This window comes from Streptomyces sp. NPDC020898, from assembly GCF_044333925.1.
Lineage (GTDB): Bacteria > Actinomycetota > Actinomycetes > Streptomycetales > Streptomycetaceae > Streptomyces.
Genome location: NZ_JBIRRV010000043.1, coordinates 1 through 15,234 on the forward strand (window position 1 = coordinate 1; position 15,234 = coordinate 15,234).

General features: G+C 66.7%; 12 protein-coding genes and 1 pseudogene. 10 read left to right on the forward strand and 3 right to left on the reverse strand.

Annotated features, from left to right (window positions below; all coding sequences use genetic code 11):
* The first annotated feature begins 110 nt into the window (after positions 1 to 110).
* The 4 genes and pseudogenes from ACH4TV_RS48130 to ACH4TV_RS48145 all read left to right on the forward strand — a co-directional run bounded on the left by ACH4TV_RS48130 (position 111) and on the right by ACH4TV_RS48145 (position 3,404).
* Entirely contained in the window at positions 111 to 1,262 is a 1,152-nt protein-coding gene (locus tag ACH4TV_RS48130) for an ISAs1 family transposase (protein WP_398407833.1), read from the forward strand.
* A gap of 383 nt (positions 1,263 to 1,645) precedes the next feature.
* A complete protein-coding gene (locus tag ACH4TV_RS48135; RefSeq protein ID WP_398407834.1) occupies positions 1,646 to 2,173 on the forward strand; it encodes a hypothetical protein in 528 nt (175 codons plus the stop codon).
* A 246-nt stretch (positions 2,174 to 2,419) separates the two neighbouring features.
* A pseudogene (locus tag ACH4TV_RS48140) lies at positions 2,420 to 3,033 on the forward strand (DUF1524 domain-containing protein).
* A gap of 44 nt (positions 3,034 to 3,077) precedes the next feature.
* The gene (locus ACH4TV_RS48145; RefSeq protein ID WP_398407835.1) at positions 3,078 to 3,404 is read left to right on the forward strand and encodes a hypothetical protein; all 327 of its coding nucleotides are present in this window, start codon (positions 3,078 to 3,080) and stop codon (positions 3,402 to 3,404) included.
* On the opposite strand, the gene ACH4TV_RS48150 is transcribed toward ACH4TV_RS48145, so the two are convergent.
* On the reverse strand, positions 3,391 to 7,425 hold the full coding sequence (locus ACH4TV_RS48150; protein WP_398407836.1) for a helix-turn-helix domain-containing protein: 4,035 nt from the start codon (positions 7,423 to 7,425) through the stop codon (positions 3,391 to 3,393). The genes ACH4TV_RS48145 and ACH4TV_RS48150 overlap by 14 nt on opposite strands.
* 179 nt (positions 7,426 to 7,604) lie before the next feature.
* On the opposite strand from ACH4TV_RS48150, the gene ACH4TV_RS48155 reads away from it, so the two are divergent.
* Genes ACH4TV_RS48155 through ACH4TV_RS48165 form a run of 3 tightly spaced genes read left to right on the forward strand, consistent with a single transcriptional unit; the run spans position 7,605 to position 9,528 of the window.
* On the forward strand, positions 7,605 to 8,309 hold the full coding sequence (locus ACH4TV_RS48155; RefSeq protein WP_398407837.1) for a hypothetical protein: 705 nt from the start codon (positions 7,605 to 7,607) through the stop codon (positions 8,307 to 8,309).
* A 56-nt stretch (positions 8,310 to 8,365) separates the two neighbouring features.
* Positions 8,366 to 8,995, forward strand: a complete 630-nt coding sequence (locus ACH4TV_RS48160) for a hypothetical protein (protein ID WP_398407838.1) — start codon at positions 8,366 to 8,368, stop codon at positions 8,993 to 8,995.
* A complete protein-coding gene (locus ACH4TV_RS48165) occupies positions 8,992 to 9,528 on the forward strand; it encodes a hypothetical protein (protein ID WP_398407839.1) in 537 nt (178 codons plus the stop codon). Before ACH4TV_RS48160 ends, ACH4TV_RS48165 begins: the two co-directional genes overlap by 4 nt.
* A 257-nt stretch (positions 9,529 to 9,785) precedes the next feature.
* Here the strand turns inward: ACH4TV_RS48165 and ACH4TV_RS48170 are convergent, their stop codons facing one another.
* Positions 9,786 to 11,576, reverse strand: a complete 1,791-nt coding sequence (locus ACH4TV_RS48170; RefSeq protein ID WP_398407840.1) for a reverse transcriptase domain-containing protein — start codon at positions 11,574 to 11,576, stop codon at positions 9,786 to 9,788.
* Positions 11,577 to 12,110: 534 nt separating this feature from the next.
* Positions 12,111 to 12,473 (reverse strand): hypothetical protein, encoded by a 363-nt coding sequence (locus tag ACH4TV_RS48175; protein ID WP_398407841.1) that lies wholly within the window; start codon positions 12,471 to 12,473, stop codon positions 12,111 to 12,113.
* A 383-nt stretch (positions 12,474 to 12,856) separates the two neighbouring features.
* Here ACH4TV_RS48175 and ACH4TV_RS48180 point away from each other — a divergent pair, with 383 nt between their 5' ends.
* From ACH4TV_RS48180 to ACH4TV_RS48190, 3 genes are all read left to right on the forward strand, one after another.
* Entirely contained in the window at positions 12,857 to 13,180 is a 324-nt protein-coding gene (locus ACH4TV_RS48180) for a hypothetical protein (protein ID WP_398407842.1), read from the forward strand.
* Positions 13,181 to 13,191: 11 nt separating this feature from the next.
* Positions 13,192 to 13,848: a nucleotidyl transferase AbiEii/AbiGii toxin family protein gene (locus ACH4TV_RS48185; RefSeq protein WP_398407843.1), complete on the forward strand. Its 657-nt coding sequence runs from the start codon at positions 13,192 to 13,194 to the stop codon at positions 13,846 to 13,848.
* Between the two features lie 177 nt (positions 13,849 to 14,025).
* Complete coding sequence (locus tag ACH4TV_RS48190; RefSeq protein ID WP_398407844.1) at positions 14,026 to 15,123, forward strand: helix-turn-helix domain-containing protein; 1,098 nt, start codon at positions 14,026 to 14,028, stop codon at positions 15,121 to 15,123.
* The last annotated feature ends 111 nt before the right edge of the window (positions 15,124 to 15,234 follow it).

The window sequence follows — 15,234 nt, forward strand, 5'->3', positions numbered from 1 at the left end:
ACTCCACGTGGTGGAGACACTGGCCCACGTCGACCACACGATCGAGCGGCTGCTGCGCCTGACGCACGACTACACGGAACGCGGGACGATCACGTCCAACCGGAGCTTCGATGTGCCGTCAGTCTGCCAGTGTCTGCCTGATCAAGTCGCCCTCGCGCCAGCACCGCGCGCTCCCGCATCTGTCGCAGCGGCTGGTCACGCTGGCCGATCCGCGTCACCGGCGCGGGAGGCGTCACTCGTTCGTGAGCATGCTGCTGATCGCCTGCTCTGCCGTACTGGCCGGGGCCCGCTCGTTCACGGTGATCGGCCAGTGGGCCAAGTCGGTCCCGCAGGCGGCCCTCGTCCGGCTCGGTGCCCGCGTGGCCACGGTGTTCAGCGTCCGCGTCGCGCCGAGCGCGGCGACCGTGCGCCGCGTCCTGAATGCGGTCTGCCCGGGCGGGCTCGCCGACCTGCTCGGCACCGATCCGGCCGGGGCCGGCACCCTCGCGGTGGACGGCAAGAGTGCCCGGGGCTCGCGCACCGTCACCGGCCCGGCCGCGCACCTGCTGGCCGCGATGACCGGTGCCGGGCAGACGGTCACCCAGCTGCGGGTGCCGGACAAGACCAACGAGATCACCTGTTTCGCCGCCCTGTTGGAGCCGTTCGACCTGGCGGGCGTGACGGTGACCGCCGACGCACTGCACACTCAGCGCGCCCACGCCCGGTTCCTGGTGGAGGAGAAGCAGGCGCACTATCTGCTGGTGGTCAAGGCCAACCAGCCCGGGTTGTTTCGGCAGTTGAGGGCACTGCCGTGGAAGCATGCCGCCGCCCGGCGCTACGACCGCGAGACGGGGCACGGCCGCAAGGGGACGAGGGCGACCAGGGCCTTGACGGTCACCGAGCTCGGCCTGGACTTTCCCCACGCGGTCCAGGCCGTGAAGGTCCTGCGCCACCGCACCGGCATCAGGACCTGCAAGGTCACCCGGCAAACCGTCTACGCGCTCACCGACCTGACAGCCCGCCAGGCATCCCCTCAGCGGCTCGGGCAACTGACCCGTTCCCAGTGGATGATCGAGAACAGGCTCCACTTCGTCCGCGACACCACCTTCGCCGAAGACGCCTCGAAGATCCGCACCGGGTACGGGCCGCAGAACATGGCCACGCTCCGCAGCTTCGCGATCAACGTCCTACGGGCGGCAGGCCACGCCAACATCGCCGCCCGGATCCGCGCGATGTCCTACGAGCCCTTCCGCCGTCCACTCGATCTCCTCGGACTGACCTGACCAGCAAGGATTCAAATTCGTCAGACTTTGCAACAGCCCTGTCTGCTGATGGGCCTCGCCGGGGGCGGGTGTATCCGCAGCCCTTTCGGAGCGGTCCGGGGCCTGGACCATGCCCCGGCCGGACACGCGGTCGCCATCCAGCTTGTGCAGCACCTACCTCTTAGGGTCCAAGTATCTCCCGCTCCGGCTGTCGGCGACAGTGCTGAGCAGCTGGGTCCGTGCGAAGCGGACGTCCGGTTCGGCTGGTTGGGCGTCCCGCAGGCCTGCGGCGGGCGTCAGCGGTCCGGGGCGAACGGGAGGAGGAACAGGAGTCTGTGGCCGACCAGGGGCTGGTTGGCCACAGAGGCATGAGGGCTGTCAGACCTCATGCGTATCGTCCGGCTATGGACATGGGAGACGTACCCGGGTGGGTGGGAGCAGGCCTCGGGCTGGCGGCCTTTGCCGTCAGCCTCGTGTCGGTCAAGCACAGCAGGCGATCGGCTGAGGCATCTGCGACATCGGCTGACGCAGCACAGGCGTCCGTGGTGGAGGCACGCCGGTCCAGCGATGCTGCGGAGCGATCGGCTCATGTCGCGGAGGCGACGCTGGCAGATCAGAGGCGCGAAGCCGCTGAGCGGCGGGCTGCCGAAGAGGAGGCGAACCGGCCTCGTGCCGCGCTGCGCATCGAGCACCGGAACAAGGCCGTCTGGGAGCTGGTGAATTCCGGCACCGCAGATGCTGTGAATGTGCGGTGCGTCGATGGGGCCGATGCGATGGACGAGTGGCCGTCAGGGCTCACAGTCGAAGCAGGCAATGTCTACCGGTTCATGATGGCCGGCTCTATGGAGGCACCGATCCCCTCCGTGATCCGGGTCGTGTGGGACGGCCAGGACGATCCGGTGCGGCTCCGGGTTCCGCCCAGGTTCGGATGAGCCAGAGCCCGATCGTCACGCGGCGTCGTGCTGGGGCCGGGGGAGGTTTCGCTCGCTTTCGCAGCACACGGGGCGGGCGCGCCCGGTGCCCGCCCTGCCCGGTTGAGGTGAGCGGTGCGTTGTGGTGGCTGGGCGGGTGGCCCCGGCGGGTACGCTGCGGCTCGTATGGTCACCGGCGGGAGGAAACGGCAGGTCATGGGGCGTCAGTAGTATTGGTGGGGGCGGGGCTTGGCGGCCGTGGCCGTAATCGCGGTGGCCGGTTATACGGCCATCGACGATCCGGCGGCGCCTCAGGCGAGTGATGCCAAGCCGTCCGCCTCGCCCTCGGCCTGGGTGCCGGGCGGCGAGGCCGCCGACACGGGCACGCTGCCGGGTGTGCCGACGGCCGAGCAGGCCAGGGCGGAGCTGAAGGTGGCGCCGCACGGTTCGATGTCCGGTTACAGCCGCGACAAGTTCTCGCACTGGGCGGAGCAGGGGAGAACTGCAACACCCGCGAGACGGTTCTGGAGCGTGACGGCACGGACGTCACCCGGGACGACGAGTGCCGGGCGGTGTCCGGCCGGTGTGTGAGCGTGTATGACGGTAAGACGTTCACGGACGCCTCTGAACTTGACATTGATCACATGGTGCCGTTGGCGAACGGTTGGCGGTCCGGGGCGGACGCATGGGCGCAGGAGGAGCGGAAGGCGTTCGCGAACGATCTGACGCACCCGCAGCTGCTGGCCGTCTCCGCTGCTTCCAACCGCAGCAAGGGCGACCAGGGACCGGACGAGTGGAAGCCGCCGTCCCAGGCGTACTGGTGCACTCATGCCCGGGCCTGGGTGTCGGTGAAGTCCGACTACGAGCTGTCGGTGACCTAGGCCGAGAAGGACGCGCTCACCGACATGCTGGGTACCTGCCCAGCATGAACGCACACTCCCCGCAGGAACAGCTCGTCAGTGAGGTGAAGGCCGGGCAGGGCGGCGCGATGACGGACGAGGTCGGCATCATCACTGGCGATCTGACCGCTGCTACCCGCCTGCTGCCCGACGGCCGCGTCGGCATCGCGATCCAGTACATGGACGCCGATGAGTGGTACACCCTCACCGGCAGCCCGGTATCCCTGCCCGCGGACGGATGGGCCGCACTGCACGAGCGGGTCCTGGCACAGGTCGGCCGGGCGGCGGCGCCGAAGCCCCGCACTGACGGACGCGAAGCACACATCTACGGCGGAGCGGTCAGCGGTCGTTGAGGTCGTCGGCGATCGCACGGTCGATGCTGTGCTGCGCGCTGTCCGTGAGTGCCTTGTAGAAGAGGTCGACGGCAGAGCCCCGTGGCAGGCCGGCGCGGATGCGCTGGGCGCGTTCGATGATGTCGAGGTCTTCCGGGTCTGGTTGGCCGGGAGTTCCGAACCGGAAGCCGGAGAAGATTGCGGCGTGCAGTTTTCCCACAGTACGACGGAACAGATCGTCCGACAGCCGGGACGCTGTCTTCAACAACACGGCCACGAAGTCCACCCGTTCCCACACGATGTTTTTGGGCAACTTGGCCAGGAGTGGGGCGGCGGCATACGCGAGCCCGCCGTCCCCTTCCTGGTACGGCTCGAGGAGGAGACTGAGGACCAACTCGTCTGCAGGGCCGGCTAGCAGCCAGAAGAGCTCCGGTGCGCGCAGTTCACGGCACCATGCGTTCTCGCGAGGTTGTGCCAGCCAGTTCCGCACCGATCGCATGAGGCCAAGCCGTGCAGGACTGCTGGACAAGGGGGGCGGAACACTCCACTGGTGAGGCAGGGGATCGAAGGGCTTCCTGGTGGGGTCCTCCTCCCAGCGCTCGATCCGTGCGCGCAGGAGCCTGACTGCGGCTTCCGAGTCGGACTCGGCGAGGTGAGCCACGAACTGCTGCACCGTGTGATCACTCAGTGTCGGAAGGGCAGTCAACTGGGCCAGAAAGTAGTCGCGCTGGCTGTCCGTGAGCTGTTCCCAGGACAAGAGGCCGTCCATCGTGAAGGCCCACCAGAGGCGATAGGGCACCGCTCCCGTCTCGCCGAACGGCACAGAGGTGAGCAGGTTCAGAGCCGTGTCCTTCGAGGTGTGCAGCATGGACACGGCCATGCCGAGGACTCCCGCGCGCACCGTGGGGTCAGGGTGGCTGGCCAGGGCGCGGGCGAGTGCCAGTGCTCCGGCCTCCTGCACGGAGGGTTCCGGGATGTGCTTCTGGAGAGTCTCGGCGACTGCCCGGACTCCCACAGTTCCCCCGTCGGCAACGAGCACACGGCATGTGTCCACGGTGCGGGGCACGTTCTGTTCGAACGATGCGTGCAGCACTGAGGGCAGCATCGCACGGGCAGTTTCCTCCTCTGCGCGGGCGAGCCGGTCGAGAAGGGCGGGGACGAGGTCGGGGAATCTCCCCAGAGCTTCCTTGAGTACTGTGTGGACTCCCTCTGAGTGGCTGGCCAGCGCCCTGTGGCCGGCTTCCACCAGCGATACGAGCAGGTCGGCCGCCTGGCCAGCAGTCCGCTTCCTCAACTCGCCGACGGCCTTGTGGCGCAGTGCCGCCCAGTGATGTTGGACGTTCGCCAGGCATTCGGTGTCTTCATACCGAGGCAGCAGTGATTCGTCGTAGGTTCCTGTGTGGAGGAGGAGCGCTAGCTGGTGTTCAGTGCTGTCCGGCAATGCGTCGACCACTGACTGCGCCGCCTGCCGCATCTGAGTTGGACCGTGCTGTACGGTCCAGCTCAGTGAGCGCCGGGTCGCGAGCGACACGAGAGGACGCGGCTGCGTGGCGGCAACCCGGGCTGCCAGTTCACGGAGAAACTCGATGTTGTACGGCTCGAATTCTTCGCGCTGGTAGCGAAGGACTTCTTCCAGGGACGCGGCGGCCACAGCTGCCCGCCCTTCATGCCTGGATGTGTATTGGTCGAGCAGGGTTTCGGCCGCGCGTCGCCTGATCGGCGCCACTGCCTCCGCCCGGACCGGGTAACGGCTGAGCGTGAGGGTCCAGCCTTCCATTGTTCGCCCCTCCGCCGTGTTCGAGAACAGCGGATCGAGCAGTGCGAGGGGCATACGGTTCGCGGGATTCGGCGGGGCCTCTTCCACCCAGTCCGACACCGCGTCGAGCAGGATCTCCTGATACTCCAGCGGCTTGCCCGGGACGTACGAGGCCAGGTCGAGGAGAACACGCAGGGGCGCGTCCGGGTTCTGGTTGAGCGGCCGTTCGTCGTTCCGGCCCATGGACCACAAGAGGTCGTACACGCTGCGCAGATGGTCCAGATCGACGGCTACTGCCTCTAGGACACGTGGTGCTTCGCGAAGGACGTCGGCCTGGCTGTATTTGCCGGGCATCCAGTCGATGTCGCTCGGCCGTTCGTCCTCGGCCGTCGGGTGGTCCAGGGCCCATCGCGTCAATGTGAGGGCTCGCTGGGGCTGGAAGGGAGCAATCTTCACTAGGAGACGCAGGAGCGCTGTACGGGTATAGGCACCACCTCGTTTGAACTCGTCCTCGTAAACGGCCCACAAGGGGTCGAGGACGCGCCCGTGGCGGGAGCCCATACCGTTCCACAGCCAGTCGACGCGGCCGGCGTTGAGGAGGGCGTTCGCCAGCGCGTCACCGTCGGCGTGTTCGCGGACCTGCCTGAGGTACCGCGTGGGGGAGCCGTCGCGCGGATTGACAGCTGCCTCGGCAAAGAGGACGTCGCCGAGCAGGTCAGGGGAAATGCGTACGGAGGCGCTGCGCCGCACGACGATACCTGTGCTTTCCAGGCCCAGGAGCCGAGGGTTGATCCTGGAGAATGGCATCTGCAGGATGCCGGACAGCGCGTTCTGAAATTGGGGTACGTCGGTGGCGACGGGCTGCAGGGCTGCTATGGCATGGAGCAGAGCCCGATCGTCATCGGGCTGCTGCGACTGAGACAAGGCGGACTGGACGAACACGTCGAGGAGTAGCCGATGCACGTCGGTACTGCGTTGCAAGGCACTGATGTCCAGCCTGCCTCGTCGTACGGCGGTCGCGGCATTCACGAGGAGCAACGGCGAGTCGGCGGCCACGTTTGCAAGCACGCGGGCGGCGTGTTCCTGACCTTCACCGAGAATCTCGGAGGACAGCACGAGTGCCTCGTCGCTGTGCAGGGCCGACAGCTCCCACCTCGGAATCTCACTCTCGTCCACCTTGGCGGCGCGAAGTGCCTGCTCGACCACATGCCTGCCGTAGGGCCTGGTCGCGATTACCAGGCGGGCCCGGGGCCGTGCTCGAAGCACTCCGGTCACTACCCGGGCGAGATCATCCGGCCTCTCGTGAGCGTCCTCGATCAACACGAGCAGTCGATCACCGGTCGGCAGGCGCTCGAATTCGTCCGGAGCGAACGGGCCGGGCTGCAGTACGCGGATGCTCCGCCCGTGGCCGGCACCGTGTTCACGTGCGAGCTGGCACAGCAGACGGCTCTTTCCCTGTCCCGCGACACCGGTCAGGACGCCGATCCGTGGCCCCTCGCTGCTGGCAACGAATGCGGTCATGGCTTCCAGGAGGGCGGTCCGGCCGACGAGCTGGAACTCGTGGGAGTACACAGGGCTGGGCAGGGAGATCGGGAATGCCTCGTCCGCGGTCTGCCAGACGCTGGGGTTCCGTACCCCCAAAAACTCCTCCCGCATGTCCGGGAAGAAGCGGTCAAGCAACGTGAGTGCCTGGTCTTGGGGGAGCTTGCTGACCTCACGGGACAGGACGCGCGAGTCCCAGATCGTCCACTCGTCCAGCTTGTCGCAGGCTCTCACCACCGCTGCGGTCGCGTGCGTGGACAGGAAGAGGACACAGCGGTCGACGCGAGCTCGGGCGCGGTCGAGTCCCGCTACCGCTTTCGTGAACGACGCAGGCTGGAACTTCTCGTACTTTTTGCACTGGATGCCGATGCGTTCCCCATCGGCCGTGACCACGCGGATGTCGATGCCGTGCTGCTTGTCTCCGCTGACCCCGTACCGCAGGACCTCTTGGGCGCCCGGATACAGCCGCGAGGCCAACGCGTCGCAGAAAGCCTCGAACTGGTAGGCGTCGAGGCGGTTGAAGGGCAGTTCCTCCAGAAGAGGGCGGCGTTCAGGTGTGGCGGTACCGTCGATGCCCAGCGTCGCGCGCAGGAGCTGGAGGTGTTCACCTCTTGGTGAGGTCTGTCCGCGTTCCCAGCGGCTCACCGTCTGCTGGCCGATGCCGAGCCGACGGGCCAGTTCTGCCTGGTCCCATCCTCGTGCCTCGCGTGCGGCTCGGATCTCGGCAGCCGTGATGTCACCCATGAAGGAATCATACGCATCCAGTGCGCAACCCTGCGTGTGATTCCTCTGCTACTGTGGGTGGCGCAATAAAACGGCCTCTTGCGGGGCCGTCAACCCAAGTGCTTGCGCTCTCGGGGGAGTAGCGGGGCTGTCGTGCGGGGCGCGGCCGCTAGGGGCGAGGCGGGGGACGGAGGAACACGGTGAGCCACTGGTACCAGCCGCATGAGCAGTGGCCCAGACATCCGAAGCCGTGGTGGAGGGAAACCATCGACCTGGCACGGTCTGCGGAGTGGCATTTGCAGATAGTCGAGGGGCACGCCTGGGGCCGTATCGTGTGTGACCCGGAAATGGACAAGCCGTGCAGGATCCTCATCTTCAGTTCGGGTACCGGCGGAGAGTCCGCAGCTCTGACGGCGCGCAGGACCATCCAGCGCTGCGATCACCCCGCAGCCGCAGAGTCCGGACGGATTCTCCTCAGGGTGGTTGAGCTGCTAGACCGCGCGGAAGCGCTGCTGGAGGCAGCGAGCCGGTGCCTGCGGGCGTCGGGCAAGATGGCTGAGGCGGAAGAGCTGCTCCTCAGTGCTGTCACTGCTGCTGATGAGGCCGAGAAACTGGCCCAAGCGTTGTCGCGAGAAGAGGACAGTAACCGGCTGGTTGTTGCGGCGTTCGAGGTGCTGCCGGAAGGCAGTGAGCTGGGCTGTCCGCCCACTGAGGTGCAGGTCGAGGCATTGATCATCAATGCCTCAGCCCATGCCGACGAGGCCCAGCAGCTCGCTGATGACCTTCCAGTCAAAAATTCCGACGATGTTCTCCAGGTGAGAATCGACCAGGTCAGAGCACGTGTGACAGACCTCTCCAGTCAACTTGGGCAGGGCTGGGATGCAAACGGTTCTTCTTCTGCTTAACCTGTTGGAGATGTCCAACAGGTGGGTATGGTTATTCAAGGAGGAGGGGGTGCTCCGTGGAGACGCACATTCCGCTGGTTGTCCGCAATGTCAGCTTGGACGACGACGAGACAACCGAGCAGCTTGCTCTCAGCCTGTCGGACTTTGGGTGGCACGAGACGGGGGGACAGGTGATTGCCACGTTCTATACTTCGGCGGCTGACCCCGTGGCGGCCGCAGCTGCCGCGGCGCGCAGCATCAAGCGTGTCCTACCGCAGGCATCCGTAGAGCGTGTCGATGAGCAGTTCGTTTCTCTGGGCGACATCGCCATGCGTGCCGGCCTGAGCCACGAGGCCGTGCGACTGTGGGCAGCAGGTAAGAGGCGCACTGCTGGCGAGCCATTCCCGTCACCCCGTGCCCAGGTGGGGCAGGGGCGCAACACGACCAAGATCTGGGCATGGCCCGAGGTGCTGACCTGGTTCAAGATCCACTACCATCTCGATCTGGAACCCGGCACCGTCTATCTCACCGTGCCGCAGGTGGCGCGCCTCAATGCTCTTCTCCAAGAGCGCCGGCAGCCGCCCTGGCAACCTGTGGTGACTGCTGGCGTTCCCCGGATCCTTGCAACAGTGGCTGCGGTTTTGGAAGAGGGCCCCTCGTCGAGTCCGGCAGCACGGCGCTTCACGGTTTCTGGCGGACAGCAGTGAGTTCTGTTGACAGCGACGGAGGCGTAGAGACTTTGCAAGACGACCTTTCGCAGCAGGTCGCTGCCCTCCACAGCAGACTCCACCTCACGAATGTCCGGGTCCAGCGGCTGCGCGCGGAGAGCATGGAAGACCCACCATTCGACGTCCACAGCATCCAGATCGAAGGCGGCCCGTGCGAGGTGCTGTTTGAGCCCCCTCGCTTTGCTGTTCGTGTCAATCAAGTCGTGGTACTGCGTGACGCAGACGAGGGGGCCCTCGCCGAGGTCGAAGTGGGACTGATCATCGACTACACCATCGATGATGGCCCCGAACCCTCTGAGGACGCTGTCGGTACCTACGTAGAGAGCAACACATACTTCACAGCGCATCCGTACCTGCGCGAGACCCTACAAAACGCCACCTTGAAGCTCGGGCTGGAGCCTGTCGTCCTAGGCATTCTCAGCAGAGACCGGCCCAGACCGACCGAAATCACATTGGTACGCCGCGCCCCGGATCCCTCCGGTGTAACAATCTCGGCGTTGCTCGAATCCTGACCCTCTGACGGCGGATCAAAAGTGTCCCTGTCCCTGGCGAGAACTCATGGAATCCCGCTCGGGTGCCGGGTCGATCCCGGCATCCTTCAGGATCTCCCACACGGTGGAGGCGGCCACCTGCACGCCCAGGAGCGGCTCACCGTGGATGCGCCGGGTGAAGTAGGCCGCCGGCGAGGTGCCCGTGGTTCGGGTCCTTTTCCGTCGGCCCCTTCCCGAACGGTACGGGCCAGTTTCCCGGCATACCGCTCTCCAGTGCTCTACTTCCGGGTGGTTGTTGTGGCCCGTCCGGCGTGGATGTCCTGGTGGCAGCGGGCGCAGACCACGAGGGTCTTGCGTTTGCGTTTGGCCATCAGGCGTACCCACGTTGGTCGTTCGGGCCTGCCGGGCTTGTCGAGATCGGCGAGCTTGCGCACGTGGTGAACGTGTAGCTGCGTGCGTGACTCGCAGAGCTCGCACCGTTCGGCAAGGAGCCGGTGGATCAACTCGTTGCCCTGGGTGGTGGCCTGGGGAGGTTTCCGGTCGTTGATGATCGCGGTGGGCTGTCGTTTGAGGGGGATCCCGCCGAAGCGGGCGACCAGCGGCTTCCTGCCCTCGCGCGGGACCGTGACCTGGAAGCAGACCCTCGTCCCGTCGTCGCTGGCGATCCGCGTCTTGTACTTGCGGGCCATCGTGGTGACGGTGGAGGAGTGCTTCGCGGCCAGGGTCTTGAGCATGGAGGTCTCCATGACCCAGCGCAGTCGGCCCAGACGATGGACGTCCTGGGCCAGCAAGTAGTACTGGACGTATCCGCGGTATTCGGACCCGTAGGTGGCGACGATGCTGAAGTCCTCGTCGAACAGCAACGGGCCGCGTTGCGCGGGTACTCCCTTGCTCAAGTACCGGGCACACCGTTCCCGGATGGCGGTCTTGGGCACGAACAGGCCGATGGTGCCGTTGACCATCCGACGACCGTCGGTGATCTTGGCGTCGGCGTGCTGGGTTCTGATCTCGTAGCCGAGGAAGTGCGCCGCCTGGCTGGCGGCGTGGGTGATCAAGGTTTTCGAAGCGGACAGTTCCAGCTTGAGCTCATCGCGCAGGAACGTACCGATCTTGGCCTTGATCTCCTCGGCCTCGTACTTGGGACCGGCAAAGCCGAGCAGGAAGTCGTCGCAATACCGTACGTACCGCAGCCTGCGGTAGCCGGGATCGTTCGGGTCCTGCGTCGGCATCCGGCGCAGGGTCTGGGTCAGGGCCCTCTCCTGCTGCCGGTCGCCGCCCTGCCGGGCCCGTTGGATCTGGCGCCGCACGCGGTGGTATGCGAGGTTCTTGCGCCGACGCTCGCCCCGCTCGTACTCCGGCATCAACGTGTGTTCAACGAACTGATCGAGGCGGTCCAGGTAGATATTGGATAAGACGGGCGAAGCGATCCCGCCCTGTGGCGCGCCGGACAGCGTGGCATGCCACCGGAAGTCCTCCAAGTACCCAGCCTGAAGCATCCGTTCGATCAGCTGGAGAAACCGGCCATCGTGGATGCGCTCCGCCAGAATCGAGAGCATGACCGAATGATCCAAACTCCCAAAGCAGTCGCGGATGTCACCCTCGATGAACCAGCGTGTCCCCGTCCACAGCCGCGACACCTCACCGAGCGCGGTGTGGCAGCCCCGACCGGACCGGAAACCATGGGAATGGTCAGAAAACCGCACGTCGTAGTACGCGTCGAGGAGCATGCGCACCACTTCCGCAACGAGCTTGTCCGACCATGGAGGCATGCCGAGCGGGCGCCGACCCGAGGAAGAGTGCTTCTTCGGGATGTACACCCTTCTGGCCGGAGCCCATCGGTACGACTCGGAACGTAACGCGCCGATGATCGCATCGATCTTGGCCAGGGACATGCCGTCCACCGTCTCCGCGGTGACCCCCGGCGTCATCGCACCCCGGTTGGAGTAGATACGCCCGTAGGCCACCAGGAACAACTCCTTGTTGAACAACTGCCGGTACAACCGTTCCAGCGGCAGGCCTCGCCTGCCGCGCTCCCGGATGACGCCCAACACAGTTTCAGCCCCCTGCATTTCGCATGCCTCCCTGTCCTTGACGTCGAGAACACCTGTGCCCCTTCGCCCTCATTCCGGCTTTCCCGGACCTCGTGGCCGGTCGTGACTCCGGCGACTACTACGGGCACTCCGTCGCCCTAGGGCTCGCGCCCCGTAGGCGATCCCGTGGTACGTCTTCGCTGCACGTATCGAGCGCGACACAGGCCGCCCACTCATCCCCTTGACCGCCCTCACTGGGCGGCGCTGCACGCCACGGAAGGTGTCCGGGCCGGGATACCAGGCTCAGACATGACGCGCCACCGGTCATAGGCGTCGTACCGGCGGACCGACAGCTTTGAGATCGCTGGGGATTAGGCTTCAAGCAATCCAGCCTTGGCCATATCACGCGGGTCTCGCGGCACCCCGCCCTGGACGCCTCCAAGCGGCCACCGCTTCCCTGACATGCTGTTGTCCCCTTCGGCTTTCGCGTCCAGGTAAGTCAGGCGACCCAGAAACCTCCTTCCGAGTTCCTCCCGGCTGCACCGGGAATGCAACGAAGCGCCACACGGCGCACTAGCCCCAACCGGGATTCTCCCGGGCCAGACGCAGCACCAGGACACGGACGGAGCGCACTGTACGCGGCCGACCCGCACGCCCCGGCCGGGAACGGGCCGCGTGGCGGCGCGAGAGCAGGTCACGGTGCCATTGCAGCGCAGTGTCCGGGCGCACCAGCAGCCGTGCCCGGCGCAGCACACCGCGCGGGTGCCGGTGCAGTAGCGCGGCCAGGAGCACCCGGTCACTCGGGGCGAACCGCACCCGTTCCCGGCCGAGTTGGCGTTCCTGCACGGTGATCTGATGACGCAGCGCGAGGATCTCCGCGTCCTTGTCCTGGTTGCTCGCCGGCAGTAGGCGCAGCAGGGCGAACACGTTCGCCACAGCCAGATAGGCAAGTCGAAGCAGCGCGACAGATCATCCTGCCGGGGGGACTCACCAGGTGCCCGGAGAACCCGCCCAGGCGCCCGCGCTCGACACCGCCCGTACACCAGCCCCCACCAGGACGGATGAGTTTTTTCGGCAGGCGCAGGGGCGAACCCCTCGGCGGGCAGAAGCCAGTCCAGGTCGAGCGGGTAGCGCCGCTTTCCGCGCCGTACGTCCAGGGACAGGCGCGGCACCGGGGCTCTCAGCTGGTGCAATCGGTAGGGGTGAGCCTGTGGCGGGCGCGCTCCTGGTGGGTGCCCTCCACACGGGCGTCGATGACGTCATGGGCGGACACCACAGCGACCGGCGGACAGCTCTCGCGCAGGGGCCATACTGAGCGTATGGAGTCTCGGGTGCGGTACGCGGAGATCCGGCCCTACACGGTTCCGGAGACGCTGGAGGAGCTGGCCGGTCCGGCAGCCGGCGTGGTGGTTTTGCCGACTGCGCTGGACTGGACACCGAAGCGTGTCTACGACCTGTCGGACGATGTGGACCTGCGGATGCTCTATGAGACGGTCATCCGGGAGGCCATGCATGTGGGGGAGCTGCGGGAGTTCCTTGACCCGGTGCTGCTCTCGGCCGTGTGGCAGAGGCTGTGGCTTCCGCCGCGCGTGCGGTTGATGTGGGAAGGGCGATTCCCGCAACTGGCCCGCAGGGCTGCGTAGGATCCGCCTGCATGGATCCCTTTCACGCCCGACTCGCCCGTATCGGTCTTGGAGCCGCCGCGGGATACGGCTTCGTCCTGGCCGGCGGGTACGCCGTCCAGGCGCACGGGTTCCTGGAACGGCTGTCGGACGACGTCGACCTGTTCACGGACATCGCTGACCCCGTGGCTTTCTCCGAGGCCGTCGACGCGGTGGCGGCGACCTACCGGGCGGAGGGCCTCTCCGTTGAGGTGGAGAAGTCCGGTGGGGTGTTCGCCCGGTTCGCGGTCGCGGATGGACAGGGGCGCACGGCGAAGGTGGAGCTCGGGTGCGACTGGAGGGCTCGTCCGCCTGCCGTGTTGGAGATCGGTCCGGTCCTGCATGCCGATGACGCCGTGGCCAACAAAGTGACCACCCTCTTCGGACGGGCCGCGCCGCGGGATTACCTCGACGTGAATGCCGCGCTCGCCTCCGGACGGTACTCGGGTGGGCAACTGCTGGAGTTGGCGTTGGAGCACGACGCCGGGTTCGATCCGCGTTACTTCGCCCAAGCGCTGCGAGCGGTCGACCGTTGGCCGGACCGGGAGTACGAGGTATACGGCATCGATGGCGGCCAGGTGGAGGACATGCGCCGACGGTTGCGTGCCTGGGCTGCCGAGATCCTCGATGAACGGCTCGACGAGAAATGACCCAGTCGGTCGCGTTGACCTGAGCGCCAACTGGCGCGGCTCCTTCGCGGCTATGGCGTCGACCTGCCCTTGCCGAGTACCTCATCCATGCAGGTGGGATCGGGTTTGGGCGTTGGTCGAGGCCGATCGAGTCGACGGTGTCGCACGGCGCCGGTTGGCGCGGCATGATGATCGGTCGTGCTGCTGAGACTGGCGTACCTGGGTGTGACGAACGCGTTCGCGATGCTGCGACTGCTGCCGATGAGCGACCGGGACAAAGATGTCGAGATCCTGGCCTTGCGCCACCAGATCGGCGTTGTGGAACGGCAGCTGAACGGGCAGCAGGTCCGGTTCCACGCGAGCGACCGGGCGTTTTTGGCGTCGCTCTTCCATGGTCTGCCACGGGAGGTGCTGCGCCGGATGCGGCTGCTGGTGCGGCCGGACACGGTACTGCGCTGGCACCGCAACGTCATCGTCCGCCGACACGCTTCCCGGTCCCGGCCGAAGCGGGGAGGCCGGCCCCGCACCGTGGACTCGGTCCGGGCGCTGGTGCTGCGCCTGGCGAGGGAAAGTCCAGGTTGGGGCTGTCGGCGCCTGCACGGTGAGCTGCTCGTGCTCGGGGTGAAGGTGGCAGCATCCACGGTCTGGGAAATCTTGAAGGAGGCCGATGTCGGCCCGGTGCCCGAGCGGGCCTTGAGCACGTGGGCGGACTTTCTGCGCTCCCGGGCCGACGCGCTCTGGGCGTGCGATTTCTTCGAGGCCGTCACGCTGTCCGGGGCCCGCTTGTGCGTGTTCGCCGTGATCGAGCACGTGAGCCGCCGGATCCGGATCCTGGGCGCGTCCGCGCACCCGACCGCGTCCTGGGTGGTTCGGGCTGGGAAGAATCTCGTCATGGGCCTTGAGGACGCCGGCTGCCGGGTTCGCTGTCTGGTCAGGGATGGGGACGGGAAGTTCCCGCGGCCGTTCGACGGGGTGCTCAAGGACGCGGGTATCGAGGTGGTGCTCACTGGCGTCCGGATGCCGCGCGTGAACTCGGTCATGGAGCGGTGGGTGCAGGCCTGCGGGCGAGAGCTGCTGGACCGTACGTTGATCTGGAACCGGCGCCATCTCCTGCGCGCCCTGTGCGAGTTCGAGACGTTCTGTAACGAGCGCCGGCCGCACCAGGGTCTTGCGAATGCCCGGCCTCTCCACTCGCTGCCCGCTCCGGTCGAAGACCCGGACCGGATCGCCCATCTGGACATACGACGGCGAGCGCGACTCGGCGGCACCCTCCACGAGTATCAACATGCCGCCTGACCAGCATGGAGGAGGCATTCGGCAAGCGCAACGTCCGCGTCTGCGGCGAGGCCCTGACCGCGGGCCGCCGTGCATCGCGGAAGAGACTTGAAGCCGGTGACGCGGACGCGG